The 24,219-nt window shown below is 59.9% G+C and carries 20 protein-coding genes and 1 pseudogene; 7 read left to right on the plus strand and 14 right to left on the minus strand.

All coding sequences use genetic code 11. The features are described 5' to 3' along the window. Positions 1-248 precede the first annotated feature (248 nt). A complete protein-coding gene (locus tag FHT93_RS24425) occupies positions 249-1,142 on the plus strand; it encodes a DUF3313 domain-containing protein (protein WP_183849799.1) in 894 nt (297 codons plus the stop codon). Positions 1,143-1,571: 429 nt separating this feature from the next. Continuing rightward, the gene (locus FHT93_RS24430; protein WP_246781718.1) at positions 1,572-2,033 is read left to right on the plus strand and encodes a hypothetical protein; all 462 of its coding nucleotides are present in this window, start codon (positions 1,572-1,574) and stop codon (positions 2,031-2,033) included. A gap of 83 nt (positions 2,034-2,116) precedes the next feature. On the opposite strand, the gene FHT93_RS24435 is transcribed toward FHT93_RS24430, so the two are convergent. The 6 genes and pseudogenes from FHT93_RS24435 to FHT93_RS24460 all read right to left on the minus strand — a co-directional run bounded on the left by FHT93_RS24435 (position 2,117) and on the right by FHT93_RS24460 (position 6,899). Beyond that, positions 2,117-2,878 carry an ABC transporter ATP-binding protein gene (locus FHT93_RS24435; RefSeq protein ID WP_183849803.1) on the minus strand — a complete coding sequence of 254 codons (762 nt, stop codon included), beginning with the start codon at positions 2,876-2,878 and terminating at the stop codon, positions 2,117-2,119. Beyond that, complete coding sequence (locus FHT93_RS24440; protein WP_183849805.1) at positions 2,875-3,915, minus strand: iron ABC transporter permease; 1,041 nt, start codon at positions 3,913-3,915, stop codon at positions 2,875-2,877. Before FHT93_RS24440 ends, FHT93_RS24435 begins: the two co-directional genes overlap by 4 nt. Continuing rightward, entirely contained in the window at positions 3,912-4,934 is a 1,023-nt protein-coding gene (locus tag FHT93_RS24445; RefSeq protein WP_183849807.1) for an ABC transporter substrate-binding protein, read from the minus strand. Before FHT93_RS24445 ends, FHT93_RS24440 begins: the two co-directional genes overlap by 4 nt. A gap of 305 nt (positions 4,935-5,239) precedes the next feature. Continuing rightward, a pseudogene (locus FHT93_RS24450) lies at positions 5,240-5,413 on the minus strand (alcohol dehydrogenase catalytic domain-containing protein); the annotation flags it as partial. Between the two features lie 224 nt (positions 5,414-5,637). Continuing rightward, on the minus strand, positions 5,638-5,967 hold the full coding sequence (locus tag FHT93_RS24455; protein WP_183849809.1) for a chaperone modulator CbpM: 330 nt from the start codon (positions 5,965-5,967) through the stop codon (positions 5,638-5,640). 2 nt (positions 5,968-5,969) lie between these two features. Then, positions 5,970-6,899, minus strand: a complete 930-nt coding sequence (locus tag FHT93_RS24460; protein WP_183849811.1) for a J domain-containing protein — start codon at positions 6,897-6,899, stop codon at positions 5,970-5,972. Positions 6,900-7,104: 205 nt separating this feature from the next. Here FHT93_RS24460 and FHT93_RS24465 point away from each other — a divergent pair, with 205 nt between their 5' ends. Beyond that, positions 7,105-7,488, plus strand: a complete 384-nt coding sequence (locus FHT93_RS24465; RefSeq protein ID WP_246781719.1) for a hypothetical protein — start codon at positions 7,105-7,107, stop codon at positions 7,486-7,488. 198 nt (positions 7,489-7,686) lie between these two features. Here FHT93_RS24465 and ugpC read toward each other — a convergent pair whose 3' ends face one another. From ugpC to FHT93_RS24495, 6 genes are all read right to left on the minus strand, one after another. Further along, the gene (gene ugpC, locus FHT93_RS24470) at positions 7,687-8,748 is read right to left on the minus strand and encodes a sn-glycerol-3-phosphate ABC transporter ATP-binding protein UgpC (protein ID WP_112971511.1); all 1,062 of its coding nucleotides are present in this window, start codon (positions 8,746-8,748) and stop codon (positions 7,687-7,689) included. A gap of 21 nt (positions 8,749-8,769) precedes the next feature. Next, a complete protein-coding gene (locus FHT93_RS24475) occupies positions 8,770-9,624 on the minus strand; it encodes a sugar phosphate isomerase/epimerase family protein (RefSeq protein ID WP_183849812.1) in 855 nt (284 codons plus the stop codon). 31 nt (positions 9,625-9,655) lie between these two features. Further along, a complete protein-coding gene (locus FHT93_RS24480; RefSeq protein WP_183849814.1) occupies positions 9,656-10,894 on the minus strand; it encodes an ROK family transcriptional regulator in 1,239 nt (412 codons plus the stop codon). A gap of 40 nt (positions 10,895-10,934) precedes the next feature. After that, complete coding sequence (locus tag FHT93_RS24485) at positions 10,935-11,777, minus strand: carbohydrate ABC transporter permease (protein WP_018115330.1); 843 nt, start codon at positions 11,775-11,777, stop codon at positions 10,935-10,937. Beyond that, the gene (locus FHT93_RS24490; protein WP_029616497.1) at positions 11,774-12,703 is read right to left on the minus strand and encodes a sugar ABC transporter permease; all 930 of its coding nucleotides are present in this window, start codon (positions 12,701-12,703) and stop codon (positions 11,774-11,776) included. The genes FHT93_RS24485 and FHT93_RS24490 overlap by 4 nt, the downstream gene beginning before the upstream one ends. A gap of 68 nt (positions 12,704-12,771) precedes the next feature. Beyond that, on the minus strand, positions 12,772-14,070 hold the full coding sequence (locus FHT93_RS24495) for an extracellular solute-binding protein (RefSeq protein WP_018115328.1): 1,299 nt from the start codon (positions 14,068-14,070) through the stop codon (positions 12,772-12,774). 277 nt (positions 14,071-14,347) lie between these two features. Here FHT93_RS24495 and FHT93_RS24500 point away from each other — a divergent pair, with 277 nt between their 5' ends. Beyond that, entirely contained in the window at positions 14,348-15,394 is a 1,047-nt protein-coding gene (locus FHT93_RS24500; protein ID WP_183849816.1) for a Gfo/Idh/MocA family oxidoreductase, read from the plus strand. Between the two features lie 16 nt (positions 15,395-15,410). Here FHT93_RS24500 and FHT93_RS24505 read toward each other — a convergent pair whose 3' ends face one another. After that, positions 15,411-16,547: an ROK family transcriptional regulator gene (locus tag FHT93_RS24505; protein WP_183849818.1), complete on the minus strand. Its 1,137-nt coding sequence runs from the start codon at positions 16,545-16,547 to the stop codon at positions 15,411-15,413. Between the two features lie 211 nt (positions 16,548-16,758). On the opposite strand from FHT93_RS24505, the gene FHT93_RS24510 reads away from it, so the two are divergent. Beyond that, a complete protein-coding gene (locus FHT93_RS24510; protein WP_183849820.1) occupies positions 16,759-19,785 on the plus strand; it encodes a glycoside hydrolase family 38 C-terminal domain-containing protein in 3,027 nt (1,008 codons plus the stop codon). Between the two features lie 166 nt (positions 19,786-19,951). Beyond that, positions 19,952-21,982 (plus strand): transketolase, encoded by a 2,031-nt coding sequence (tkt, locus tag FHT93_RS24515; RefSeq protein WP_183849821.1) that lies wholly within the window; start codon positions 19,952-19,954, stop codon positions 21,980-21,982. Positions 21,983-22,051: 69 nt separating this feature from the next. Here tkt and FHT93_RS24520 read toward each other — a convergent pair whose 3' ends face one another. Further along, positions 22,052-22,435, minus strand: a complete 384-nt coding sequence (locus tag FHT93_RS24520; RefSeq protein ID WP_183850161.1) for a nuclear transport factor 2 family protein — start codon at positions 22,433-22,435, stop codon at positions 22,052-22,054. Positions 22,436-22,685: 250 nt separating this feature from the next. Between FHT93_RS24520 and FHT93_RS24525 the strand changes: the two genes are divergently transcribed. Beyond that, the gene (locus tag FHT93_RS24525) at positions 22,686-24,023 is read left to right on the plus strand and encodes an epoxide hydrolase family protein (RefSeq protein ID WP_183849823.1); all 1,338 of its coding nucleotides are present in this window, start codon (positions 22,686-22,688) and stop codon (positions 24,021-24,023) included. Positions 24,024-24,219: the final 196 nt, after the last annotated feature.

The raw sequence follows: 24,219 nt of genomic DNA on the forward strand, positions 1-24,219 counted from the left end.
GCCATTTTCAGCCAGCATGGCTCTTCATTTGGGCTCCGATAATTGCGGAAGCATGACTGGATTTGTGTTTCCGCTTGTAACGCTTTCGATAGGCGAAAGAGCGGCGGCAACGACGGATGGACGTTGGAGCACTCGCGCGCCGGGTTCATCCACAGCTAAAATATGGTGAGCGGCGGGCAATGTAATTGTGTCGCAATTGTTTGATTCGAGGGTCCGGTCATCGTCATGACCGGAGGCCAACGAGAGACATGCCCAGCAATTCGCATTCACGTCGTCGATTTTTCAGCCAGCCGCTTTTCAACCAGCCGTCCAGAGCGTCGCTCCTGGCATTTATTGCTTTACTGACAACAGCAACCGTTTCCGGATGCGCTGCCGTGCCACTCAAGGAAGCGGGAACGCTCGTCTCCTACAACAATCTCGGTCCATCGAAGGGGACGCTTGCCAAAAAGCGGCTCTATGTCGACGGGCAGCAGCTGGCACGTGTGAAGACCGTCGCCATCGTCCCGACCGTCTTTTCGTTCGGTGCTGCGTCCAAGATCAAGTCCGAAGCCGACCGGTCCCTGGTTTCCAATGCTCTCGACAGGGCGCTTTGCGTGGCGCTGAGTGACAAATACCAGATGGTCCCGGCCGGCCAGCCTGCGGATCTGACCGTTCGCTCGGTCGTCGCCGACATCGTTCCCACCAACAAGGCCGCTGCCGGGGTCGCGACCGTCGTCAGTGTCGGTTCGGGCTTTGCCCTGCCTGTGAGCGTACCGCGCCTCCCCTTCGGTCTCGGCGGCCTGGCGGTCGAAGCCGAAGCTGTCGATGCCACGGGAATGCAGAATGCTGCAATGCTGTGGGCGCGTGGCGCAAACTCCATTCAGGATAATCCTCGCGTTTCCGAGGTTGGGGACGCCTATGGTCTCGCAACAAAATTTGCCGGCGATTTTTCACGGGTACTGATCGCCGGAAAGGAACCGAAGGGACTGAACCTTTCACTTCCGTCGAGGCAACGCGCTCGCTCCTGGCTTGGCGGAAAGCCGAAATATGCCGCCTGCGATGCTTTCGGTCGCGCACCCGGGCTGCTTGGCGCGCTTGCCTCAAAATATGGGGCTCCGCCGCAGTGGACGGAAAAGAGGTCGAAGCCTGCAATGGCACGTTGACGGAAGAGCTAGCCCCGGCGTCGTGTAGTCGCTTCGCGAATGTTTGAAAGGCGCCCGAAATCGGCCGGCCGCTTTGGCCGAGGACGGGCGGAGATAGTGCCGGAACCCCGCGGCATTACTCCGCCCGCCTGTCCTTCGTCTGCGGGAAGCGTCCGATCCTGATGATCTCGCCGAACGGCGACGTGCCTCTGTGAACGGGTGACCGAACCACGGGCAAGGCGCTACAGGGGACGACCTGATGCAACGTTCTTTCCTTTGCGTGGAGACGCTGTATTCTGATGTCGCCAGACACACTTCGACTTGAGGAAGAGTATGCCTGTCGATCATTTTGACATCGGTTCGAAAACCGTATCTTGGCCGGCTGGTTCGCCCGGCAACATGAAGCACCGCGGCAAGGGATACAGGAACGGTTGGAGACATCTGGCGTGCATGGCGCTCGGCATGGCCCTTGTCGCTGCCCCATCTCTGAACTCTCCCGCATCCGCCGCCAATGTCCTCGAGCGAGCGATCGAGGCCGCCCAACCCTGTAAGCCTTTGAAGGTCAGTCAGCCGGTTTTGGGCGTGAAGGTCGAACTGGGTATCGACAAGCTCGACTTCGTTAAGATCGACACGATCGAGATCAGAGTGGCTGGTGATGTGGCCGAGGCAAGCGCACTCGGCACGCTCGCATGCAAGACGTCGGACAGCTCCCCTCTGAAGGGCGGCTTTTCGGCGAAGGCTCGAATTCACCTGCAGGCAAATCTTGCGACCTGTGCGATGAACGCAAGCTCGATCGATATCATCGAGGCAAGGGGAGAGTTCGGCGACGTTGTCACGACGTTCGAACCCGAAATTTCGGCTGCCCTTCGCAAGGGCGTGGAGAAGGCGCTGAAGAAGCTCTGCGCGAGCTGAAATCGGAGCGATAGGTCAAGCAAGGCAACGTGATCGCCCTGCAGGCAGGCCATGCGAAGGTCTGTCTCGGCGACGCCGCGTCGTCAACGGAGATAGTGGATGTGCGGCCGGGCGTGATAGGCTGAGACTTCGACGCGTGCATCCACCGAGAAAACCTCCCTGAGAACCTCTTCGGTCAAGACTTCGGCCGGCGTGCCGGAGGCGACGATCGTCCCCCTCTGCATGACGATCAACTCGTCGCAAAACATGGCCGCATGGTTGAGATCGTGCAGCGCGATGATGCTGGTGACCGGCAGACCGGAGACGAGCCGCATGAGGCTGATCTGGTGCTGGATATCGAGATGATTGGTCGGTTCATCGAGGATCAGTTCTTTCGGCGACTGCGCCAGGGCCCGTGCAATGTGGGTGCGCTGTCTTTCCCCACCGGACAGGCTCTGCCAGCGATCATGACGCTTGTCGGTCATGCCGGCTCGCGTCAAGGCCTCCTCAATGGCGTGATCGTCAGCGAGTGTCCAGCAGGAAAACATCGAGCGATGCGGAAAGCGTCCGAGCTTGACGACATCAATGACCTTCAGATCGGCGTTGGTTGTCGCATTCTGTTCGACGAAGGCGACGCGTTGAGCGATCGTGCGGCGTCCGATGGTCCCTATATCCTGCAGATCGAGTGAGATGCGCCCGGAATTGGGTTGTTTCAGGCCGGCGAGAAGCCGCAGAAGCGAGGTCTTTCCGGAACCGTTCGGACCAAGCAGGCCGAGCATCTTTCCCGATTTCGCTTCGAAGGAGACGCCATCAAGAATGGTCTTCCTGCCAATTTTCCAGACGAGATTTTCGGCTTTGATGCTCATGATGCGCGCTGGAACCGGTAGAGAATCACGGAGAAGAAGGGAACGCCAACCAGCGCGGTGACGACCCCGATCGGAAGGACCTGCTGCGGGATCAGCGCGCGCGAAGCAATGTCGGCAAGGACCATGAAGATTGCGCCGGCAACGGCGCAGGCAGGCAGTAGCCGGATATGGAGCGGCCCGACGACGAAGCGGGCCGCGTGCGGCACGACAAGACCGACGAAGCCGATCGAGCCGACCATGCTGACGATCGTGGCCGTCATCATTGCGGTCAGCGCAAACAGCACGATGCGCGCCCGGCCGACGTTGACACCGAGAGATGCGGCCGCTTCATCACCGAAAGCAAAAGCATCGAGAACCCTGGCATGCATTAGGCAGACAACAAGCCCAAAGCCGACGACAGCAGAAACGAGCATGAATTCCGGCCACCGCACGCCGCCGAAACTGCCGAGCAGCCAGAACATGACATCGCGCGCCTGCTGCGCGTTGCCTGATGTCGTAACCACGTAGGATGTGGCGGCGTTGAAGAGCTGCGAAGCGGCAACGCCGGCAAGAATTGTCCGGTCGGCACCGCCACGCGTGCCGTTGGATAGCAGGGCCACGAAAAAGAAGGCCGCAAATGCGCCGGCAAAAGCTCCGGCCGACAACGAAACGGCACCTGCACCAACGCCGAGGATGACGATGGCAACCGCACCGGTGGACGCACCGGCAGAGATTCCAAGCACATAGGGCTCGGCCAGCGGGTTGCGAAGCAGCGATTGCATGATCGCACCCGACAGCGCCAGTCCCGCGCCGCAGAAAGCCGCCACGAGTGCGCGGCTGAGCCGATAATCCCAGATCACGGTTTCGTGGATGCGGTTGAGTTCGACCGCCGTCCATCCCAGCCTGTTGGTGACGGCGGCAAACGTCGTGGTCAGCGGGATCGGCAGATCGCCGATGCCGACACTGATGCCGATGACCAGGCCGACCGCCGCAAGGGAGGCCAACAGGAGCAGGGCGAAGGGCGTAGCCTGCCGGAGGAGGCGGTTTGCGGCGGTCACTTGGTCAGGCCGAGCGCTTTCAGTTGTTCGGCCACCTGTTCGGCGCCGTAGATCGTGCGGATCGTCGGATTCATCGCCTGGCCATCCATGATGACGATTGCCTTGTTTTTCACTGCGGGCATCTGGCTGACGGCCGGGTCGCTGTTCAGGAACTTGATCTTGGCCTCCGGCTTGTCGAGTTCCCAGCGGTTGCGGTCGAGAGTAGCCACGACGATGACATCGGGGTTGGCTGCGATGATGCTTTCCCAGCCGAGCGTCGGCCATTCGGCATCCGCGCTAATGGCATTCCTCCCGCCGAGAAGATCGGCGATGAAGCCGGAGGCGGCATTCTTGCCGCCGAGATAGGCGTCTGCGGAAGGGGACTGGCTGGAGAACCAGAAGACGTAGGAAAGCTGCTTGCCGTCCCTGGATGCGTTGGCGCGCAATGCCGCTTCACGCTTCTTGAAGTCGGCAATCAGCGCCTGGCCACGATCGGCGACGTCAAATATTTGCGAAAGCTCGTCGATCTCCTGGTAAAGCAGGTCCATGTTCCAGAGCCGGTCGCGGCTGCCATACTGATCCTTGACCTTTTCGGTGCTGAGGCAGGTGCTGGGCGAAATGTAGCTTGGCACACCGACCTTGTCGAAGTCCTCTCGCTTGGCGACCTTGCTCGTCGGTCCGACCAGGCTTGGCAAGGCAGCTGCCACGAAATCCGGGTTTTGCGCCAGAATCGACTCGAAGGTCGGAAACTCGACGGACAGAAGCTTGACCTTCGCATTGGCTTCGGCGAGATCAGGCAGAACTTTGCTTGGCCAGAACGCAGTACCCGCCATTTTGTCTTCCAGACCAAGAAGCAGCATGATTTCCGCGCTGTTCTGGCCAAGTCCGATGGCTCGCACTGGAGCCTTGGTGAGGGTGACCTTCGCGCCGCAATTGTCGAGCGTCAGCGGATACTGGGTCGGTGCGGAGAATGCCGGCGTCGCGATCAGGCCGATCATGGCTGCGAGCCCGGGCACCGTAAGGGACTTGAAAACCTTCATGAAAACTTCCTGTTCTTCGAGAACCCAGCATGAGGATTCTGAGGGTGCCGGCGGTATAACCCGCTTGCCCGAGAAAAAACAAGAGTAACATAGTCATCTTTTGATGCGCAGATGCAGGCTTCCATCTCCTATCGGCTGAGCGGATTGAGAAAACGCGAGTAAGGCCCGTTGGAAGCGGCTCCCAAACGTGCCGCCAGAACTGGGCCGCGTTCGGTCAAGGCGTCAGGACAGCGGCGCCGCTGAGGCGGCGGCACGCAAACCGTCAAGTGCTGCATTCGCATCTTTGAGCTGACAGGTTTTGGTGTGGGAACGAGCGGCAGTTTTGGGTTCGGAAGATCGCCGTCGCAGACATGAAGATCCGTCCTGCACACCGCGCAGGCTTCGACCCTCAGCATCAATTGTCCTCTACTGGGTAAGGGCTCCGGTCGGTCGACCGGGCGCAGAGGCATCCCGATCGCTTCCAGGATCATAGCTTTCATGACCTGTTCCTCATCGTCATGATGCTATGATGCTGAAATCGCGGCAAACCGGCATTGACGTTTGTCAAAGACGGCTCACGCCCGCGCTCCTTTGCTTCTACTTCTATTCAATGAGGGACCTGCCAGGGCAGAGAAGCTCTCCGCCAGAACAGGGAGGCTGGCTTGCCCGCTCAGCCGTCCTTCATGCCGTGCAAAGTCTGATCTTCAGGCCATCGAGGAAGCTATCAGCGGACGCTGTCGTCGAGCTCTTCGAGGGTGTCGAGCAGACGTTGCTGGATTGCGGCCTCCTGCCTGTTGATCGCGAGAACAAGGCTGCGCATCGAGCCGCGCATGCCATGGAGCTGATCGACGAGCTCCATGACCACATCGACGCCGGCCTCGTTGACGCCCATCTGGCGCGTGAGGTCGAGGATCAGGCGGGCGCGGGCAAGATCGGCATCCCGGAACCGACGCCGTCCCTCGGAAATATCGGGGGCGAGCCAACCCTGCTCGACCCATAGATCGAGCTCAGTCACGTCTATTTTCAGGTAGAGACGGAATTCGCGATCGTCCATGGTCAAGCCTCCATGTTCTTTCTCGGATCCTGTGTGTCGGCTGCCGCCCAGTCCTTTGCGAAGGCGGTCAGTTGTTCGTCTGGTTGCTCGGGCAGCATGATCTTCAGCGTAACATAGATGTCACCTGCGTCGCCGCCACGCCTGGCGACACCCTTGCCCTTGAGCCGGAGGACTTTGCCGCTGCTGGAATTGGCCGGCAGGGTCAGGTTGACCGGCCCTGAAGGCGTCGGCACGCGCACCTTTCCACCGAGAACCGCTTCTCTCAACGTGACAGGCAGATCGAGGCGGATGTCGTCGCCGTCGCGGGTAAAGAAACGGTGCGGGCGAACTCGGATATCGATCAGAGCATCGCCGGCAGGCCCACCGCCGAAACCGGGTTCGCCCTTGCCGCGCAGGCGCAGCGTCTGGCCGTCCCGCGTGCCGGGTGGGATCTTGACGTCGAGCGCCGGCCCTTCCGACAACCTCACCTGGCTCTGCGTGCCATTCACCGCATCGAGGAAATCCACCTCCATCGAGAAGCGCCGGTCATGGCCCTGGGAGCGAAACTGGCCGCCGCCGGCGCTGCCGCCGCCAGAGCGGCGGGAGAAGAAGTTTGAGAAGAGATCGTCGGCGTCTCCAAAATCGGCAAAGCCGGCGCCGTTGTGATAGGCGCTGCCGGGGCCGCTTGAGGAGGCATAGTCGCGATAATAGCTACGGGGCGCCTGTTCGGCTCCCGTGATGTCGATCTCGCCACGATCGAAGCGGCCCCGCTTTTCCTCGTCGCTCAGGATTTCATAGGCGGCAGAAATTTCCTTGAACTTCGCCTCGGCCTTCTTGTCGCCCGGGTTCAGATCTGGGTGAAGCTTCTTGGCAAGCTTGCGGAATGCCCCCTGAATTTCCTTCTGGGTGGCCTCCCGTTTCACGCCGAGAAGCTCGTATGGATCTTGGCTCATACATGTCTCCGTGCAAGGGTAGCCAATACTGCGGATCGGAATCCGCCTTGATATAGGTTGCGGCTTGGCTGTCGGGGAGGGGACGCGCGGAGGCTTGAACGGTGCCCCCTTTTATCTGAAGGCCTGTAAAGGGCTCGCCACGCCCTCCGACCGCTTCGAAGTCGAACATTTTCTGACCGCGCTGCGCCGCCAGCCAGGTTGACAAATGCGCCTTTCAATGAGAACAAAAATAGAACAGATGAAAAGGTACGCATTTATGATACGTTTCGCGCCGAAGACACTGCAGGACGCTGCCCCATCGATCAAGATTGCAAAGCCGAACGCCACCCCACGATCCGAGATCGAGCTATCGGACACGTCCAGCGCTACTGCTGAGAAGGAAACCGACGGGATAGAAGCGCAGGCTGCCACCACGATACCGGGACCTGCCAAGCCCGCCGCAAAACTCCTTGAGTTATCAGCGGAGCTCCCTCCGAAGGGCAGAAAGACGGGTACCAGGAAGGGCAAGGAGGCGGCGAGCCCAAAGCAGCGGGAGATTCGTAGCGGTGGCAACGATCACAATGGTGGTGATCTGCTTCTCGATCTCTGACGAGAGCTTTTTAAGCACCGGACACAAGGCTTTTGTGTGCTTGTGATTCTTCCCGGATTCTCGAGGTCATGCCGCTTCCACGGCATAATCTGCATTCAGTTTCATTTTGCCCGTTGGCACAGCTCCGTGAAAGAAGATCAAATTGCTGATTTCGGGGGGCGTCCGCTCGATCACGCCGTCCGCCCCCGTCAAATGCAATCAGTTCAACACCGGTTCGCCAACGGTGATGCGTTGCTCGCCTTCGTCGAACAGATGGACGGCATCGTGGAGCGGGGCGATCCGCAGGATATCGCCGGGGGCTGCTCTGATCCGCTCCCGGAACACACAGCTGATGGTCTGGGTGCCAAGACGGGCAATTACCAATGTTTCGGATCCCGTCGGCTCGACCACGGCAGTCGTCACCTCGATCCCGTTGGGATCGAGCGCGAGGTGCTCGGGGCGAATGCCGTAGGTGACGGCGCCGGAAGGGCGCCGCTCGCTCGGCAGGATAAGCCCGTCTGTCGTCCGGAAACCTTCATTCGTCATGTTCCCCCTGATGAAGTTCATGGCGGGTGAGCCGATGAAACCGGCGACGAAGAGGTTGCTCGGGCGATCGTAGAGTTCGAGCGGCGAGCCGGACTGCTCGATCAGGCCGTCCTTCATCACGACAATCTTGTCCGCCATTGTCATCGCCTCGATCTGATCGTGTGTGACGTAGATGGTTGTTGTCTTCAGCCGCTGATGCAGTTCCTTGATCTCCGTGCGCATCTGGACGCGGAGCTTTGCATCGAGGTTCGACAGCGGCTCGTCGAACAGGAAGACGGCAGGGTCCCGAACGATCGCGCGGCCCATGGCAACACGTTGCCGCTGACCGCCCGACAGTTGCTTCGGATAGCGTTCCAGAAGGGCCTCAAGGCCGAGGATCTTGGCGGCATTGCCGACGCGCTGATCGATCTCCGTCTTCGCCATACGCTTCAGCCGCAGAGAGAAACCCATATTCTTGGCGACCGTCATATGCGGATAGAGGGCATAGTTCTGGAACACCATGGCGATGTCGCGATCCTTCGGCGCCAGCTCGTTGACGATATGCTTGCCGATCTGGATCTGGCCCGAGCTGATGTCTTCCAGACCCGCGATCATCCTGAGAAGGGTGGATTTTCCGCAGCCCGAGGGGCCGACGAGAACGACGAACTCGCCGTCACGGATATCGACCGACACACCTTTGATGGCTTTGAAGGCACCGTAATCCTTGCGCGCATCGTTCACTCTAACATGAGCCATTTTTGTCCTCCCCAGTCGCTCTCAGAGCTTGTCCAACACTTTTCTGAGGTAGGCGAGGCCGAGGCGTTCCCCCTCTTTTCGCGCTTCGAGATCCTTGCCCGGCCATCCGTAGGCGGCGTCCTCATGCTCGATCGAAAGCGTACCGTCGAAGCCGTTGGTCCGCGCCTGGCGCAGGAAGCGCTGCCAGTCGAGAAGGCCCTTGCCCGGCAGCTTGTATTGCCACCAGCCCTTGCCGTGATAGCCGACGGCCTGCTGGGCGGCGGCATCGATTGCGGTATCCTTGGCATGGAGAATGGCAATGCGATCCTTGACCGCGTCCATTGCCGCATAGGGATCGACGCCGATGCGGATGAGGTGCGACGGGTCGAATTCAAGACCGAAGCGGAGGCTTGGTATGCGCTTGAAGAGCTCCTGCCAGCCCTTCGGCGTCGTCCCGACGAAATTATCCTTGGGGCCGGGCCAGTTTTCGATTGCGAAGACGAGACCGCTTGATGTCGTCTTGGCAATCAGCTCGTTGGCAAAGGCGGCAAAATCATCGTAGTTGGCTTCGTCATCGGCACTGTCGTCGCGTCCAGGAAAGATCACGAAGATAGGCACGCCTGCTTCGCCGATCGCCTGGGCAAATTCCTCCGTTCGGACGCGAAGCGCGCTGCGCTTGCCGCTGTCGGCATCGAGCTGGTTGCCGAAATAGGTAATCGAGGAGACGAAGAGGTCGTGGTCTCGGGCAAGTGCGACGGCAGCCTGCACCTTGTCCGGCGTCTTGATATGGCCACCGATATCGATTTCGATCGCGTCGAAACCTGCAGAGGCCGCGAAATGCACCACTTCCTCGAGCGGCCGGTCGTTGAATGTCGACGTATAAAAGCCAATCTTCATCAAAATCCTCCCAGCGGCCCTGCCGGCCGTATTAATTGTTCAAGCGATCCATGAATTTGAGGGGCGATCGGGTGCGTTGCACAGCATCGGCGGATGCCAGCATCAAGGCCGCTGCCATCGGCATTGCCGCCGCACCGAGTGCTGAAGCATCCTCGCCGATCGAGGCACGATGCAGCGTAGGCAGAGTGTTGTCTCCAGCCGTCAGATGTTCGTGAACGTACCGCAGCAACTCGTCGATCATGCGGATCGGCAGCCTGCCGCCAATGATGATGGCGTCGGGATCGACGATCATGCCGATATGCTTGACCGCCACGGCAAGGTGAGCGCTCATTTCCTTCAGCCACTTCGACACCAGAGCCTTGCCGCGCGCATCGAGCGTCAGGAGATCCTGAGGCACGCTTGCACGGACGCCGTGCTCGCCAAGAAACTTGTAGAGAAAAAACATCGTCACCACCTCGCCGAGAAGATCGACCTTCGGTGCGGTCTTGTCCCGGTCGTCGGCAATCGGAAGCCAGCCGATTTCGCCGCTCAGCGCCATGGCGCCGCGATGGCCATTGCCGTCGAGAACGAGCCCTCCGCCGAGGCAGGCATTGATGGCGATATAAAAGAAGCTGCGGCTTTCCGCCCCGAGGCCATAGTCGAGCTCCGCAAGTGCGGCCGCATTGGTCTCATTTTCGATGAAAACCGGATGCTGCGTCAGGTTTTCGAGTGCTGCGCGTACGTCGAATTCCATCCATTCCGAATAGTCTTCGGGCATGCCGAGGAAGGGGATCTCCCCGAGCCAGTCGGGCATGGCGAGCCCGATGCCGGCCAGGTGCGCGTCGTCGATCAGCCGGCTTCGCTGGAAATGCGATATTGCGTCGGCCGTCAGCTGCATGAATTCGGCAGGGCGCACATAGCGCTTTTCATGGTGAACGCGGGCGCGCACGTTGCCGACGGCATCGACGGCGACAATCGTCAGGTGATCGCGATCGATATTGATGCCGATGGCGAAAAACGCATCGGGGTTGATTTCGAGCTCGATTGCCGGCTGGCCTCTCAACCCATGGCGCCGGCGAGCCTCGATGATCAGGCCCTCGTCGAGCAGGCGATCGACGATCCGTGCGATCGCCGGCTTGGTAAACCCGGTCTGCCGCGCAATTTCGGCACGCGAAATCGGTGCCTGCCGATGGACGCAACGCAGCACGACGGCCCTGTTGTGCTCGCCCGCATCCTCAACATTGGCCCCCGTCAGATCGGGGGACAGTCTGGCGCCGGTCATCTGGTTCATGGTCGGGATCCTCTATCAGCCACGGACACGCAAACCGACCTTACCCTTTCACCGCGCCGCTGGTCATGGCGCCGAGGATCAGCCGCTGGAGCGACAGGAACGCCACGATCGCCGGTACGACGGAGATCAGGCAGGCGGCCGCAAGCAGCTGGATGGACGAGTCGGTCTGCATGCCACGGAAGTTAAAGATCCCGACGCCGATCGGCATCAGATTGTTTTGCGTCAGCAGAAGAAAAGGCACGAGGAATTGTGACCAGCCGGCAATGACGGTGATGATGAAGACGGAAGCAATGCCCGGCGCCGAAAGCGGCAGGACGATCCGCCAGAAGACCGAGAACCGATTGCACCCGTCGATCATCGCAGCTTCATCGAGGCTACGCGGAATGCCGTCTATCGTGCTCTTCAGCAGCCACGTTGCGAGCGGCACACCGAGGGCAATATAGACCATCGTCACCGCAAAATGCGTATCGAGCAGGCCGAGACGGTTCATGTAGCGGTACAGCGGCACCATGATCACAAGCGGCGAGATCATCTGGAACAACAATAGCCCCATCATCGACAGGCCCTTGCCGCGGAACTGGAAGCGGGAGAACGCATAGGCCGCGGGCAGGGCGACGACCAGAACGCCGAAACCGCTGAGTGCTGCGAGCTTCAGGCCGTTCCAGAGATAGATCGGGAAGTAGCTGTTGTTGAGGACGGTAACGAAATTATCGATCGTCGGATTGTGCGGTATATAGCGTGCCACGCCGCGATAGATTTCGCGTTTGTCACGCACGGCCATCGACAGGAGATAAGAGAGTGGACCGGCGAAGAAGATGAACATCACCAGCATGAAGAGGTAGCTCAGGAAGTCGCCGAAGCGCGTGCCGGTACGCCTGCTCATTGCTCTTCCTCCTTCGGCAGGAACGATGCGTAAACGACGGCAAGCCCGAGGCTGATGATCAGCATCAGCACGGAAAGCACGCTGCCGCCGGAAAGGTCGTAATTGCGGAAGACGATGTTGAATACGTAAAGCGAGATCACCTCGGTCGCACGTCCCGGTCCGCCGCCCGTCAGCGTGATGATCGCATCGAACGTGTTGAGCGTCATGATCGTGATGAGGATCATGTTGACGAGCATGGCTGCACGCAGCTGGGGGAGGGTGATGAAGAAGAACTGTTGCGGGCCCGTTGCGCCGTCGACGTCAGCCGCCTCATAGAGCGAAGGGTCGATCGATTTGAGGGCGGCGTACATGACGACCATCGAGAAGGCCGTGCCGCGCCAGATGTTCGAGATCAGCGCCGACCATGGCGCGATTGCCGGATCGGAAAGCCATGCGACGGTCGGTAGGTGCATGAGCCGCAATATGCTGTTCAGCGCCCCATACGGAGCTTCCGAAAACAGCATCTGCCAGATGATGCCGCCGGCAATGCCCGGGACCACCCAGGCGACAAGCGCCGTGGTGCGTAGGATCGTCGTGCCGAACAGTCCGCGTTTTTCACCTCTGATGACGACGACGGCAACGGCGAGACCAAAGATCTGCTGTCCAATGACACTGCCGCCAACGAAGATAAGGGTCGCCCACATGATGTCGGGCAATTGCGGTGAGCTCAGCGCATTCGATATCGTGCCGAGCGTATAGACCGGATTGTCGCCGATCAGCGTCGCATTGGTGAAGGACAGACGAAAAACGTCGATCACGGGGTAGAGATAGAAGATGCCGATGACGACAATCACGGGCATGATCCAGGGCAACGGCGCCCCGGCAAAACGGCGCATGAACGATCTGCTGTGAGGCGGGCTGGCAGCCTCGATGGCAATGGGGCTCATTGGGCTTCTCTGTCCGGGTTTGACATTACCGGCGGCGCCCGTCACGGGCGCCGCCATGATCTCAATCGTCAGAGACGCTTGTAAGCCTCCATCGTCGCGTTGAACGCGCCGTCCAGTGCCTCTTCCGGCTTCTTGGTGCCGGAGAGCACGTCGCCCATCATGATCTGGATCTGGTTGGAGATTTCCGGATAGATCGGGGCGCCCGGACGAGCCTGACCATCGACGAGAGCCCCGGCGAAGGTCTTGTTGGCTTCGGTCGCGAAGACATCATATTTGTCGAAGAGCGACTTGCGCGTCGGCAGCTGCTGCTGCAGCGCATTGGCCGGTCCCATATAGACTTCGCGGGCAAGGTTGGCACACATTTCCACCTTGTCCTTGTCCTTGCTGAAGGAGGCGATCGTCCATCCACCGGTACCCGTCGAACGTTGATCTGCGGTCGGGCCGGGGATCGGCGAGAAGGTCCAGTTCTTGAACTCCTCTTCGTCGAGTGTGACCTTCAGCTGGGCATATTGCCAGTTGCCACCGATGAAGAGCGCAGTGGTTCCGGCTGCCGCGGCGGCGTTGAGGTCGTCATAATTGCCGATGGTCGTCACGCGTTTGGGCGCTGCACCGGAATCGACGAGGTCCTTGTAATAGGTCAGGGCCTTGAGGAATTTCTCCTTGTTTTCGCCTTCACCGAAGATTGGCTTGCCGGAATCGTCGACGAGTTTGCCGCCAAGCGCCCAGTAGTTCGCCAGCCAATCAAAGGTGGAACCCTCGTAGCGACCGGCATTGAAGAGGATGCCCTCCATGCCCTGTTCGACAGAGGAAAGCCCGGCCTTCTTCAGGTCGTCCCAGGTTTGCGGCGCATCGGCAACGATGGATTTATTGCGGTAGAGCACGCGAAGATCCGTGTCCCACCACCATGCACGGATCGTCTGGTCCTTGTCGGTAATGCCGTCGCGGATGAAGGGGAACAGGTCGGCGACTTCTTCCTTCGAGAAATAGGGGGTGAAGTCGGCAAGCACATGGTTGACCATGAACTGCGAGAGCACGAAGGAGTCGACTGCGGCGCAATCCGGAGCGTTGCCGGCTTTGGCCTGTTCCAGCATCTTTGCTTGTTCGGTGCCGATATCGGCCGACATGAACTGCATCTGCAGCTTCCAGTCGGGATGCTTCTTTATGAAGTCGACGAAAAGTTTCTGATAGCCTTCGGCGATTGCCGGATCGGCATTGTTGGGACTGTCGTTGGTGAGCCGGACTACAAGGGTTTTTGGTGCGTCGGCAGCGCCGATTCTGTCTTTTGTCGCAAGCTCCTGGGCAAATGCGGCAGGCACTGAAAATAACATTGTGCTCAGCGCTAATGCGCCGATGAACGCTCTCTTCATGATGGGTCTCCTCCCCATTTTAAACGGATACAGCCTGGTGGTCAGTTGACCTCTCCTCAATTCCATGCTGCATTAATTAGATTAAGTTACTTTGATTTGATGTCAAGCCGCAGCTTGGGAGGATTGAGATGCCGGCGACATTCAACACAAGTTAGCGCGCGCCAGCCGCATTTCCCGATCACAGAAAATCGAGCCATTTCGGGCATCCGCGATGGCGTGGTGAGGTTTTTGCCCCGGCTGCGTGAGGTGGCCGAGCCTGACATCTATGGAGGATAAGATGCGCTTACTCATTCTCGGCACTGGCGGGATGGCCAACCAGCATGCTGCAAATTTCAAGGCGATCGACGGCGTCAGCGTAGTGGGCGGCGTCGACGTCGTTCCCGAACGGCTGGCGGCCTTCTGTTCGGAACACGGCATTCCCAACCATTTCAGTTCGCTGGAAGAAGCTCTTGCGTGGGGGGAGTTCGATGCCGTTGCCAACGTCACGCCTGACCGCATTCACCACCCGACGACGCTTCAGGCGATCGCTGCGGGTAAACACGTCTTCTGCGAAAAGCCGCTGGCGACTGACGCCATCAAGGCGATGGAAATGACCGATGCCATCGAAAAGGCCGGCAAGGTCGGCATGGTCAACTTCACCTATCGCAATTCTCCCGCCCTGCAGAAAGGCCGGCAGATGGTCCTTGCCGGCGAGATCGGCGAGGTGCGACATGTCGAGGCATCGCACCTGCAGAGCTGGCTCGTCGGTCGTCATTGGGGCGATTGGAAAACAGAGAGCAAATGGCTGTGGCGGCTCAGCAAGAAGCACGGCTCGAACGGCGCGCTCGGCGATATCGGCATCCATATCGTCGATTTCGCGTCCTACGGGTCGGGATTGGACGTCGCCCATGTCTTTGCGCGGCTCAAGACCTTCAACAAGGCACCGGGCCACAAGATCGGTGAATATGATCTCGATGCGAATGACAGCTTCACGATGAATGTCGACTTCACGACCGGGGCGATTGGCACCATCCAGGCGACGCGAACCGCGGCCGGCCAGATGGATCAGTTGCGTCTCCGTGTCTATGGCGAGACAGGCTCGGTCGAGATTATCTACGATACAGGAAAGTCGACGCTTCGCGCCTGCCTTGGTGAAGACGTTCACACCGCCACATGGCGCGATATTCCCTTCGACCCGGTCGAAACCAATTACCAGCGCTTCGTGCAGGCGGTGAGGGCGGGCAAGACGCAGGAACCGTCGTTCCGCCGCGCAGCGAATATCCAGAAGGTGCTCGACAAGGCGCTTGCCTCGGATGCCAGTCACAGAGACGAGGCGCTTGGCTGAGCCGACTTGGGCCGGTTCAGGCTGATACCGGCGGCAGCAGGGTGTTGAGGAAGGGCAGCAATGCCGCCCCTAGCGCCACGCCGCCGCCACTGAAGCTTGCCGGCTTCATCGGCGAAATCCATGGCGTCAGGAAGGGACGCTTGGATGTGTCGCGCCGTTCGACGGAGAGCTGGTGGATCAGCGCTTCGATGACGCTTCGCGGCAGGTCGCCGCCGATCATGATGACACCTGGCGCGATGAAGCCGGCCATGGCGATGATCGGATCAAGCAGGTGGCTTGCGGCATCGCGGATCCACTGCGTCAATTGAGGTGAAGACGGCTCCTCGCCCGCGACGAGCCGCCCGAACTCGTCCTTGCTGACCAGTGCGCGCAGGGTGCCGAAGCCGACCACGGCGTTCAGCCGGACATTGTCGGGGCCGGTCAGCATTTCGCCGATACTGCCCGCGCGTCCGTGAACGCCGGAATAGGGGATACCGCGAACGAGGAAGCCGGCCTGGACATCTTCATCGATGATGATCATCGCCAGTCCGCCTTCGGGGGCGGGCGCGCCGATGGTGCGCTCGGCAAGCAGGCTTGCGGTGCACTCGTTTTCCACGTGGCTGGCCGGAAGCGTCGATGCTGCGTCGAGTTCATCGCTTTCCGCTGCCGTCCAGTCATTGGACCCGATCCCCAGGCCGATGATCGGCAAGCCGACATGCCGGCCGATCATGTTTTCCGTTACCGAAAGGATTGACGGGACGCGCGTTGCCGGGGTGAGGGGAAAATATTCGCGATCATGGACCTGGCCGCTGAGATCGATCAGGACCGCTTCGCCTCGGTTTTGGCGAACCCTGATACCGATCGAGAAGGCTCCATCCGGCCGCAGGGCAAATTCCGCCGCAGTGGCGCTGTTGCCCGCGCCGTTGCGGCGGTGCGACGTCACCAATCCTCCGTCACTCAGGCGTCGCAGGATATTGGTGATGCCCGGACCGGTAAGCCCGGAATGCTGGCCAAGTTCCGTCCGGGTCAACGGACCATGTCGGCGGATCGCTTCCAGGATGACGCGGATATTTCTGTCGGCGATTTCTCCCGACCGCAGACCGATTGTTTTACCCCGCGTAACGGCCGTTTCCTCTGCCTGACGTCGCCGCGGCCCGGATCGAAGATACCGCATGACCGTCTTCCCTAAGCACCTGAATGCTTGTGTATCACAGGCAAAACTCTAGCAACTTATTTCTTGTGCGCTTGACGTGAAAACAAAGTTACTTAATCTAAGAGCCGCCACGCGTTTCGGTTGGAGGAGACGGGACGCGGCGCCTGCGGCTCATTTGCGCGACCTGATTTTCTCCCCGCCCGTCAGTTGCTTTTTTCCAATAGGACCCGTCATGTCTCTCACTATCGCCCAACGTCTCGATCGTCTGAAAGTCCGTACAGCCGAGCTTGCTCACTGGCGCGACCGGCAAAGCGTTGTGATCGACGGCTGGACCTTCGACGGCGAGCCCATCGCCCATCATCAGGATTGGCCGCACCGCAACGGAACGGTTCATTTCGCGGCATCCGCGACCGCACCGCGCGACTGGCCAATCGAACAGATTCGCCTGCAGCTCGATCTCGGCGGCGAAAGCTTGATTACATTGCACTATTCGGGTGGTGAGGCCGAGACATTCGGGCTCGACCCCTACCATCAGGAATTTCCGATCAAGGGCAGGGAGTTTTCAATTGCGACCGAAAGCGTTGCACGCTTTCCCTTCGGTGAACCGAACCGGGCGCCGAAGCTCAACAGGGCGCGGCTGATCTGGCTGGATGAACCGGTCCATAAACTGCACCTTCTGTTGCGGCAGCTCGGCGAAGCCGCCGATGTGCTGGAAAACCATGAGGTCTTGCCGCACCTCATTGAGGCGGCCGAACAGGTGCTGCGCAGCCTCGACTGGCCCTCGGACACGTCAGCCTATATTTCGCGCACATCCGGTGCGGTCATGCAGCAGAAGATCTGGGAACTGCCGGAACTGCAGGAAAACCCGGCCGGCCTGACGGAAACACAAAGTGCTTCGGCCGCAGCGGCCTATGATCAGCTGGTCGCGCGTCTGAAAGAGCTTCAGAAGCGGTTCCCGCCGAATGGCGAGCTGTTGCTGACTGGCCATGCCCATATCGACCTTGCCTGGCTCTGGCCCTATCGCGAGACCCGCCGGAAGATGCGCCGCACCTTCAATACCGCGCTCTCGCTGATGGAGCGGTCGGACGACTTCCGGTTCAACCAATCGACCGCTCATTATTATGCGCAGATGGAAGAGGACGATCCGGAGCTTCTCGAGCGTATCAAGAAGAAGGTCGCCGAGGGCAAATGGGAAACGGTCGGCGGAATGTGGGTCGAACCCGACACCAACATGCCGACCGGCGAAAGTCTTGCGCGGCAGGTGCTTTACGGGCAGCGCTATTTCGAAAAACATTTCGGCCTGCGCCACACGGTCTGCTGGCTGCCTGACTGTTTCGGCTTTTCGGGCGCCTTGCCGCAGATCCTGAAGCTCGGCGGAATCGACAGCTTCTTCACCATCAAGGTGAACTGGAGCGAGACCAATCATATTCCATCCGATCTTTTCTGGTGGAAGGGCCTCGATGGAAGCAAGGTTCTAACCCACACATTCGATAATCCCATGCATGGCTATAATGGTTTCGTGCAGCCGGATTGCTTCGTGCCGACCTGGAAGAATTTCCGCGGCAAGACGCAGCACGATACGTCGCTCCTGGCAGTCGGCTATGGCGATGGCGGCGGCGGCGTGACACCTGAAATGGTCGAGCGCGAAGTGCAACTGCGCGACTTTCCGGCGATCCCCAGTGCGCGCTGGGGCACGGTGAAGGGCTTTTACGAAAAGGCCCACCGTACTGCGGAGGAAAAAGAGCTTCCGGTATGGGACGGGGAAATCTACCTTGAACTGCACCGTGCGACGCTGACCTCTCAAAGCGGCGTCAAGCGCAAGCACCGGCAGGCCGAGCGGGCGCTCATTACGGCGGAGACGATCGCTTCACTTGCGCATCTGCTGGGTGCCGATAAGCCGGAAAGCCTGGAAGCGGACTGGCGCGTCGTCCTCAAGAACGAGTTTCATGACATCCTGCCGGGCTCGAGCATTCGCGAGGTCTATATCGATGCCGAGCAGGAGCTTGACGGCGTGATCGTCAATGCCGGGGCAGATCAGGCCAAGGCTTTGAAGGCGCTGTCGTCCCAGCTTCCGGCAGGCGGACTGACGGACGCGGTCATTGCCGTTAATCCGTCGCTCGCGCCGCGACCCCTGACCGCCAGGCTTTCGGATGGAACGGTCTTGTCATCATCCGATATTGTCGCTCCGCTTTCCGTCGCAGTCTTCGATCGCAAGGCATTGAAGCCGGCCGGCATGCTGAAAGCCGATGCGCACAGCCTCGAGAACGAACATCTGTCTGTCGTCATCGGCAAGGATGGCGCCGTTTCGAGCCTCGTCCACAAGGCAACGGGCAGGGAGGCGGTCGAAGGCGGCGCCAATCAGCTCTGGGTCTATCCGGCCGATAAGCCACGCAACTGGGATGCCTGGGATGTCGACGCCGACTATGCGGAAAAGGCCGTCCGCCTCGACAAGCCCGAAAGCATCACGCTTGTCGAACAGGGGCCGCATCGCGCCGCGATCCGTGTCGTCCATCGATACCGGAACTCGACGGTCACCCAGCTTTACGTGCTGACGGCGAATGGCCGCAGGCTCGACATCGAAACGACGATCGACTGGCACGACCGGCGCACTCTGCTGAGGACACTGAACCCTGTCGCCGTGCGGTCCCGTACTGCCACTTTCGAATGCGCCTTCGGTATCGTCGAGCGCCAGACGCATACGAACACTTCCTGGGAGCAGGCGATGTTTGAAGCTGCGGCGCACCGTTTCGTCGATCTCAGCGAGCCGGGCTTCGGTGTCGCCCTGCTGAACAATGCCAAATACGGTCATAGCGCACGCGGCAATGTCATCGGCATGAGTCTCGTGCGCTCGCCCATCTATCCCGATCCGCTCGCCGACGAAGGCGAGCAGAGCTTTACCTATGCGCTGATGCCGCATGAGGGCGCCTGGCATGAAGGCGGGGTCCTGCAGGAGGCAATCGATCTCAACCAGCCGCTCGTTACCGGCGAGTCAACCGGGCTCTCGGCAGGCACGTTGTCGCCGCTCGGCGTCGAGGGCATACCGGTCGCCTTTTCGGGACTGAAGTCGGCGGAGGATGGAGAGGGCCTTATCCTGCGGCTTTACGAGCCGGCAGGCCGCCGCGGGCAGCTTTCGCTTGCCCTGCCCTCCGGATGGCAGTCTTCGGGACCTCTGAACATCCTCGAAGAGCCGATCGAACGTGCAGGCCCTGCCGACATCATGCCGTTTGAAATCCGGACCTGGCGGCTGCAACAAAGCTAATCGCGATCGCAGCGGCTGTCCGGAGAGGATGTGACAGGAGGCCACGGCGGCTAGATGACGACCGGACGATGAAGTTCTTGGTCGGATTTCAACATGTCGCAGTGGCCCAGTTCGTATCGGGCACTATCTTCGGGTCTGTCCTTTCACCAGACCCGAGGAAACGATCATGACGGAATCCGTAAAATCCGTACCGGCGCCCCGCGATCAGCACCTTCGCGACATGGCCGATTGCATCCGGTTCCTCTCGATGGATGCCGTCGAGAAGGCCAAGAGCGGGCACCCCGGCATGCCGATGGGCATGGCGGACATTGCCGTCGTACTTTTTTCCGAATTCCTGAAGTTCGATGCCGAGGACCCCTACTGGTTCGATCGGGACCGTTTCCTGATCTCCAATGGGCACGGTTCGATGCTGCTTTACAGCCTGCTCTACCTGACCGGCTATCAGGATATGACGATCGACCAGATCAAGAACTTTCGTCAAATCGACAGCAGGACGGCAGGTCATCCCGAATATCGCCATGCGACGGGCATCGAGACGACCACCGGGCCGCTCGGCCAGGGCATTGCCAATTCGGTCGGTTTTGCGCTTGCCGAGCGCATCATGAACGCCAGGTTTGGCGACAATCTTTCGAGCCACTACACCTATGTGTTCCTGGGTGACGGATGCCTGATGGAAGGCATCAGCCAGGAGGCCATATCGCTTGCCGGCCACTTGAAGCTCGGCAAGCTGATCGCATTCTGGGACAACAATTCGATCTCGATCGACGGGGCGACAAGTCTGGCGGAATCCGACGATCAGCCGGCGCGGTTCCGTGCATCGAACTGGCACGTGCAGGAGATTGACGGACACGATACGGACGCCATCCGCGACGCAATCGTCGAAGCGCAGCGGGTCACCGATCGCCCGTCGTTGATTGCCTGCAAGACCATAATCGGTTTCGGCTTTCCGACGCGCGCCGGTACGCAGAAGGCTCATAGTGACGCGCCAGGCGAAGAGGAGATTGCCGGCGCTCGCAAGATTCTGGGCTGGACCGCGCCTCCCTTCGAGATCCCGTCCGGCCTGCTGGAAGACTGGAGGAAGATCGGCGCCAAGGGACGCAACGCCCGGATGGCCTGGGCGGTCCGGGTCCAGACCGCGAAGGCGGATGTTCGCGCTGACTTTGAGCGCCGCATGAAAGGCGAGCTGCCTTCAGACTGGACCAGCGCAATAGAAGCAGCAAAACAGGAGCTCCTGTCTGCCGACAAGGATCTGGCGACCAGACAGGCGAGCGGGATTGTTCTCAACCACCTTGCCGAAGCCCTGCCGGAGCTTCTCGGCGGATCGGCGGACCTCACACCGTCGAACAATACGAAAGCCAAATCCATGGTCGAAATTGCGCCGGGCCAGTATAATGGATCCTATATCCATTATGGCGTGCGCGAGCATGGAATGGCCGCGGCCATCAACGGAATTGCTCTTCACGGTGGGCTGATCCCTTACGGTGGCACCTTCTTGACCTTTTCCGACTACGCTCGTCCGTCCATCCGGCTGGCGGCAATGATGGCGGTGCGTTCGATCTTCGTGATGACGCATGATTCGATCGGCCTCGGCGAAGATGGACCGACGCATCAGCCCGTCGAACATCTGACGGCGCTGCGCGCCATTCCGGGCCTTGCCGTGTTCCGTCCGGGCGACCCGATCGAGACGGCGGAATGCTGGCAGGCCATTCTTGATGCCCCGCGGCAGGCAGCTCTGATCGCTCTATCCCGCCAGCCTATGCCGCTTCTGAGGACGCAGCCGGGCCTACTCAACCTGTCGGCAAAGGGCGGATATGTTCTGCTCGAGGCTGAAGGTGGGGCCCGCGAGCTGACCATCATGTCGACGGGATCGGAATTGCACCTTGCTGTCGAAGCAAGGGCGAGCCTTCAGGCGGAAGGCGTTCCGACCGCGGTCGTGTCCATGCCGTGCCGGCTGCTGTTTGAGGCGCAGGCACCGGACTACAAGCGTGAGGTTCTCGGAGACGGGGCCGCGCGCGTCGCGGTGGAGGCAGCTGTCCAGGATAGCTGGGACCGATATCTCGGTCTCGATGGCCGGTTCGTCGGCATGCACAGCTTCGGTGCGTCCGGCAAGATCGACGATGTCTACAGGAAATTCGACATCACCACCGACGCAGTTGTGAAAGCCGCGCGGGGAACGCTGGGGCTTCGCCGTCGGTGAGTTGTTGGCGATCGCGGACGATTTGTGATCCCAACTGCTCTCGGCGCTTATGCATTATCAGGGATAAGACTATTTCGTCATCCGCTCTGTAAGATGTACTCGCGACGGCGATGGTTCGAAACCATCTGCGAAATATTGCGTTTCATGGGCCACCAGCCCGTCGCGAAATTCCATGATGCTGACGACGTATGAGGGTACATCGTCATAGGTGAGTGTAAATTCGGTGACCCAAAGATCGCCGTTGCCGACAATTCGTCGGACGGTGAACCGCTTCTTGTTTGGCTGAACGAACCGGCTTTGCTGAATATTGTGCCGGCCGCGAATCCGCTCTCCTGATTGCGGATAATCCAGCAAGGCGTCTTTGTGATAGATCTCGTGTTCGGCATCGAAATCACTCGCGTCCGAAGCCCGCCAATGGCGCTCCAATCTTTCCTGCACCGTTTGATCTTTCAGTGGGATCTCCAACCTTCGTTTGCGGCCCTCATCCTCAGGGCGCCGCAATGGTGAGTTCGATCGCTGCTCGTTCGAAGGATACGCTTGCCGAGCGCTGCCGGCAATTTGCTGATTGTGCGTATCAGCGCGGGGCCGGTACACGCTGATACATTTCAGCCGATTTTCGAAATATCTAGGACACGTGGACCCCTGAAATCACTCTCCGTTAACAGGCGCCGCGAATGTGGCAGCAATTGAAGGAGAGTGTTTCATGACCAAGGCCGACAATGTTTCAATTCGGCGTAGTGTTTCCGATCGAGCGATCGCCATGGCGTTTGGCTCTCTGTTGCTCGTTCCGGTGATCTATGCACTTCCGGTTCATGCCGCCGATCTTGCCTCGAGTGTTGCCACAACAGCGGTGAGCGCGGACGAAAGTGTCCGCCCGTTTCAGGTCCACGTGCCGCAGTCGCAGCTCGACGACCTGCGCAGGCGCATCGCCGACACCCGATGGCCGGACAAGGAGACGGTCGGCGACGACTCCCAGGGTATTCAATTGTCACGCGTTCAGGATCTGGTTCGCTACTGGGGTACAGAATACGACTGGCGCAAGACCGAGGCGCAACTCAATGCATTGCCGGAATTCATCACCACGATCGACGGTGTCGACATCCAGTTCATCCATGTTCGTTCGCGCCATCCCAACGCTCTCCCGATCATTCTGACACATGGCTGGCCGGGGTCGATATTTGAATTCATCAAGACCATCGGCCCTCTCACGGACCCGACCGCATATGGCGGCCGGCCGGAAGATGCTTTCGACGTCGTCATCCCATCGATACCGGGCTACGGATTTTCCGGAAAGCCGACCGATCAGGGCTGGGGCCCGGACCGGGTTGCCCGCGCCTGGGATGTCCTGATGAAACGGCTCGGTTATGACCACTATGTCTCTCAGGGTGGCGATCATGGTTCGGTGATCTCCGACGCGTTGGCGCGTCAGGCGCCGAAGGGTCTGCTGGCAATTCATCTCAATATGCCCGCGACGGTGCCGGGCGACCTCATGAAGGCTATCAACAGCGGGGACCCGGCCCCTGCGAGCCTGTCGTCGCCGGAGCGGGAAGCATATAATTCGCTGAGCACCTTCTTCGGGCGAAACGCTGCCTATGGCGCCATAATGGTGACCCGGCCGCAGACGATCGGCTATTCGCTTTCCGACTCGCCGGCTGGCCTGGCGTCCTGGATCTACGAGAAGTTTGCCCAGTGGAGCGACAGCGGCGGCGTTCCTGAACGCGTATTCTCCAAGGACGAAATGCTTGATGACATCACGCTCTATTGGCTGACGAACTCCGGCGCATCGTCTTCGCGGTTCTACTGGGAAAACAACAACAACAATTTCAGTGCCGAAACGCAGAAGACGAAGGACATCACGGTCCCGGTCGGCATCACGGTCTTCCCGAAGGAGATCTATCAAGCGCCGGAAAGCTGGGCCAAGCAGGCCTATCCCTCGCTGACCTACTATCATCAGGTCGAGAAAGGCGGGCATTTTGCGGCCTGGGAGCAGCCGCAGCTTTTCGCAGAAGAAGTAAGAGCCGCTTTCAAGTCCGTACGCTGACAATGTCGAAAGAGGTGGCTCTCATGCGAGGGCCACCTCAACCGAACAGGTGACCTGGAAATTTCACGCCCTCTTCGCCCAAATGCCACCATCAGTGGCTTTAGCAAAAATCGGGAAGCAGCTTAGCACACGTGTGCATTTTGTTTCCTCCTGTCATTCCGGTGTTACGCGCCGGGGCTAGCAAGTCTCAGAACTC

Origin of the sequence: Rhizobium sp. BK379, assembly GCF_014193955.1 — a bacterium.
GTDB lineage: Bacteria > Pseudomonadota > Alphaproteobacteria > Rhizobiales > Rhizobiaceae > Rhizobium.

Excerpts from the sequence above, each read along its gene's own strand:
- FHT93_RS24500 (WP_183849816.1), top strand. The coding sequence starts at position 14,348 with ATGCGCTTACTCATTCTCGGCACTGGCGGGATGGCCAACCAGCATGCT.
- FHT93_RS24445 (WP_183849807.1), bottom strand. The coding sequence starts at position 4,934 with ATGAAGGTTTTCAAGTCCCTTACGGTGCCCGGGCTCGCAGCCATGATC.
- FHT93_RS24465 (WP_246781719.1), top strand. The coding sequence starts at position 7,105 with ATGCGCCTTTCAATGAGAACAAAAATAGAACAGATGAAAAGGTACGCA.
- FHT93_RS24505 (WP_183849818.1), bottom strand. The coding sequence starts at position 16,547 with ATGCGGTATCTTCGATCCGGGCCGCGGCGACGTCAGGCAGAGGAAACG.
- FHT93_RS24495 (WP_018115328.1), bottom strand. The coding sequence starts at position 14,070 with ATGAAGAGAGCGTTCATCGGCGCATTAGCGCTGAGCACAATGTTATTT.
- FHT93_RS24460 (WP_183849811.1), bottom strand. The coding sequence starts at position 6,899 with ATGAGCCAAGATCCATACGAGCTTCTCGGCGTGAAACGGGAGGCCACC.
- tkt (WP_183849821.1), top strand. The coding sequence starts at position 19,952 with ATGACGGAATCCGTAAAATCCGTACCGGCGCCCCGCGATCAGCACCTT.
- FHT93_RS24455 (WP_183849809.1), bottom strand. The coding sequence starts at position 5,967 with ATGGACGATCGCGAATTCCGTCTCTACCTGAAAATAGACGTGACTGAG.
- FHT93_RS24480 (WP_183849814.1), bottom strand. The coding sequence starts at position 10,894 with ATGAACCAGATGACCGGCGCCAGACTGTCCCCCGATCTGACGGGGGCC.
- FHT93_RS24475 (WP_183849812.1), bottom strand. The coding sequence starts at position 9,624 with ATGAAGATTGGCTTTTATACGTCGACATTCAACGACCGGCCGCTCGAG.
- FHT93_RS24485 (WP_018115330.1), bottom strand. The coding sequence starts at position 11,777 with ATGAGCAGGCGTACCGGCACGCGCTTCGGCGACTTCCTGAGCTACCTC.
- ugpC (WP_112971511.1), bottom strand. The coding sequence starts at position 8,748 with ATGGCTCATGTTAGAGTGAACGATGCGCGCAAGGATTACGGTGCCTTC.
- FHT93_RS24435 (WP_183849803.1), bottom strand. The coding sequence starts at position 2,878 with ATGAGCATCAAAGCCGAAAATCTCGTCTGGAAAATTGGCAGGAAGACC.
- FHT93_RS24525 (WP_183849823.1), top strand. The coding sequence starts at position 22,686 with ATGACCAAGGCCGACAATGTTTCAATTCGGCGTAGTGTTTCCGATCGA.
- FHT93_RS24430 (WP_246781718.1), top strand. The coding sequence starts at position 1,572 with ATGGCGCTCGGCATGGCCCTTGTCGCTGCCCCATCTCTGAACTCTCCC.
- FHT93_RS24510 (WP_183849820.1), top strand. The coding sequence starts at position 16,759 with ATGTCTCTCACTATCGCCCAACGTCTCGATCGTCTGAAAGTCCGTACA.
- FHT93_RS24425 (WP_183849799.1), top strand. The coding sequence starts at position 249 with ATGCCCAGCAATTCGCATTCACGTCGTCGATTTTTCAGCCAGCCGCTT.
- FHT93_RS24490 (WP_029616497.1), bottom strand. The coding sequence starts at position 12,703 with ATGAGCCCCATTGCCATCGAGGCTGCCAGCCCGCCTCACAGCAGATCG.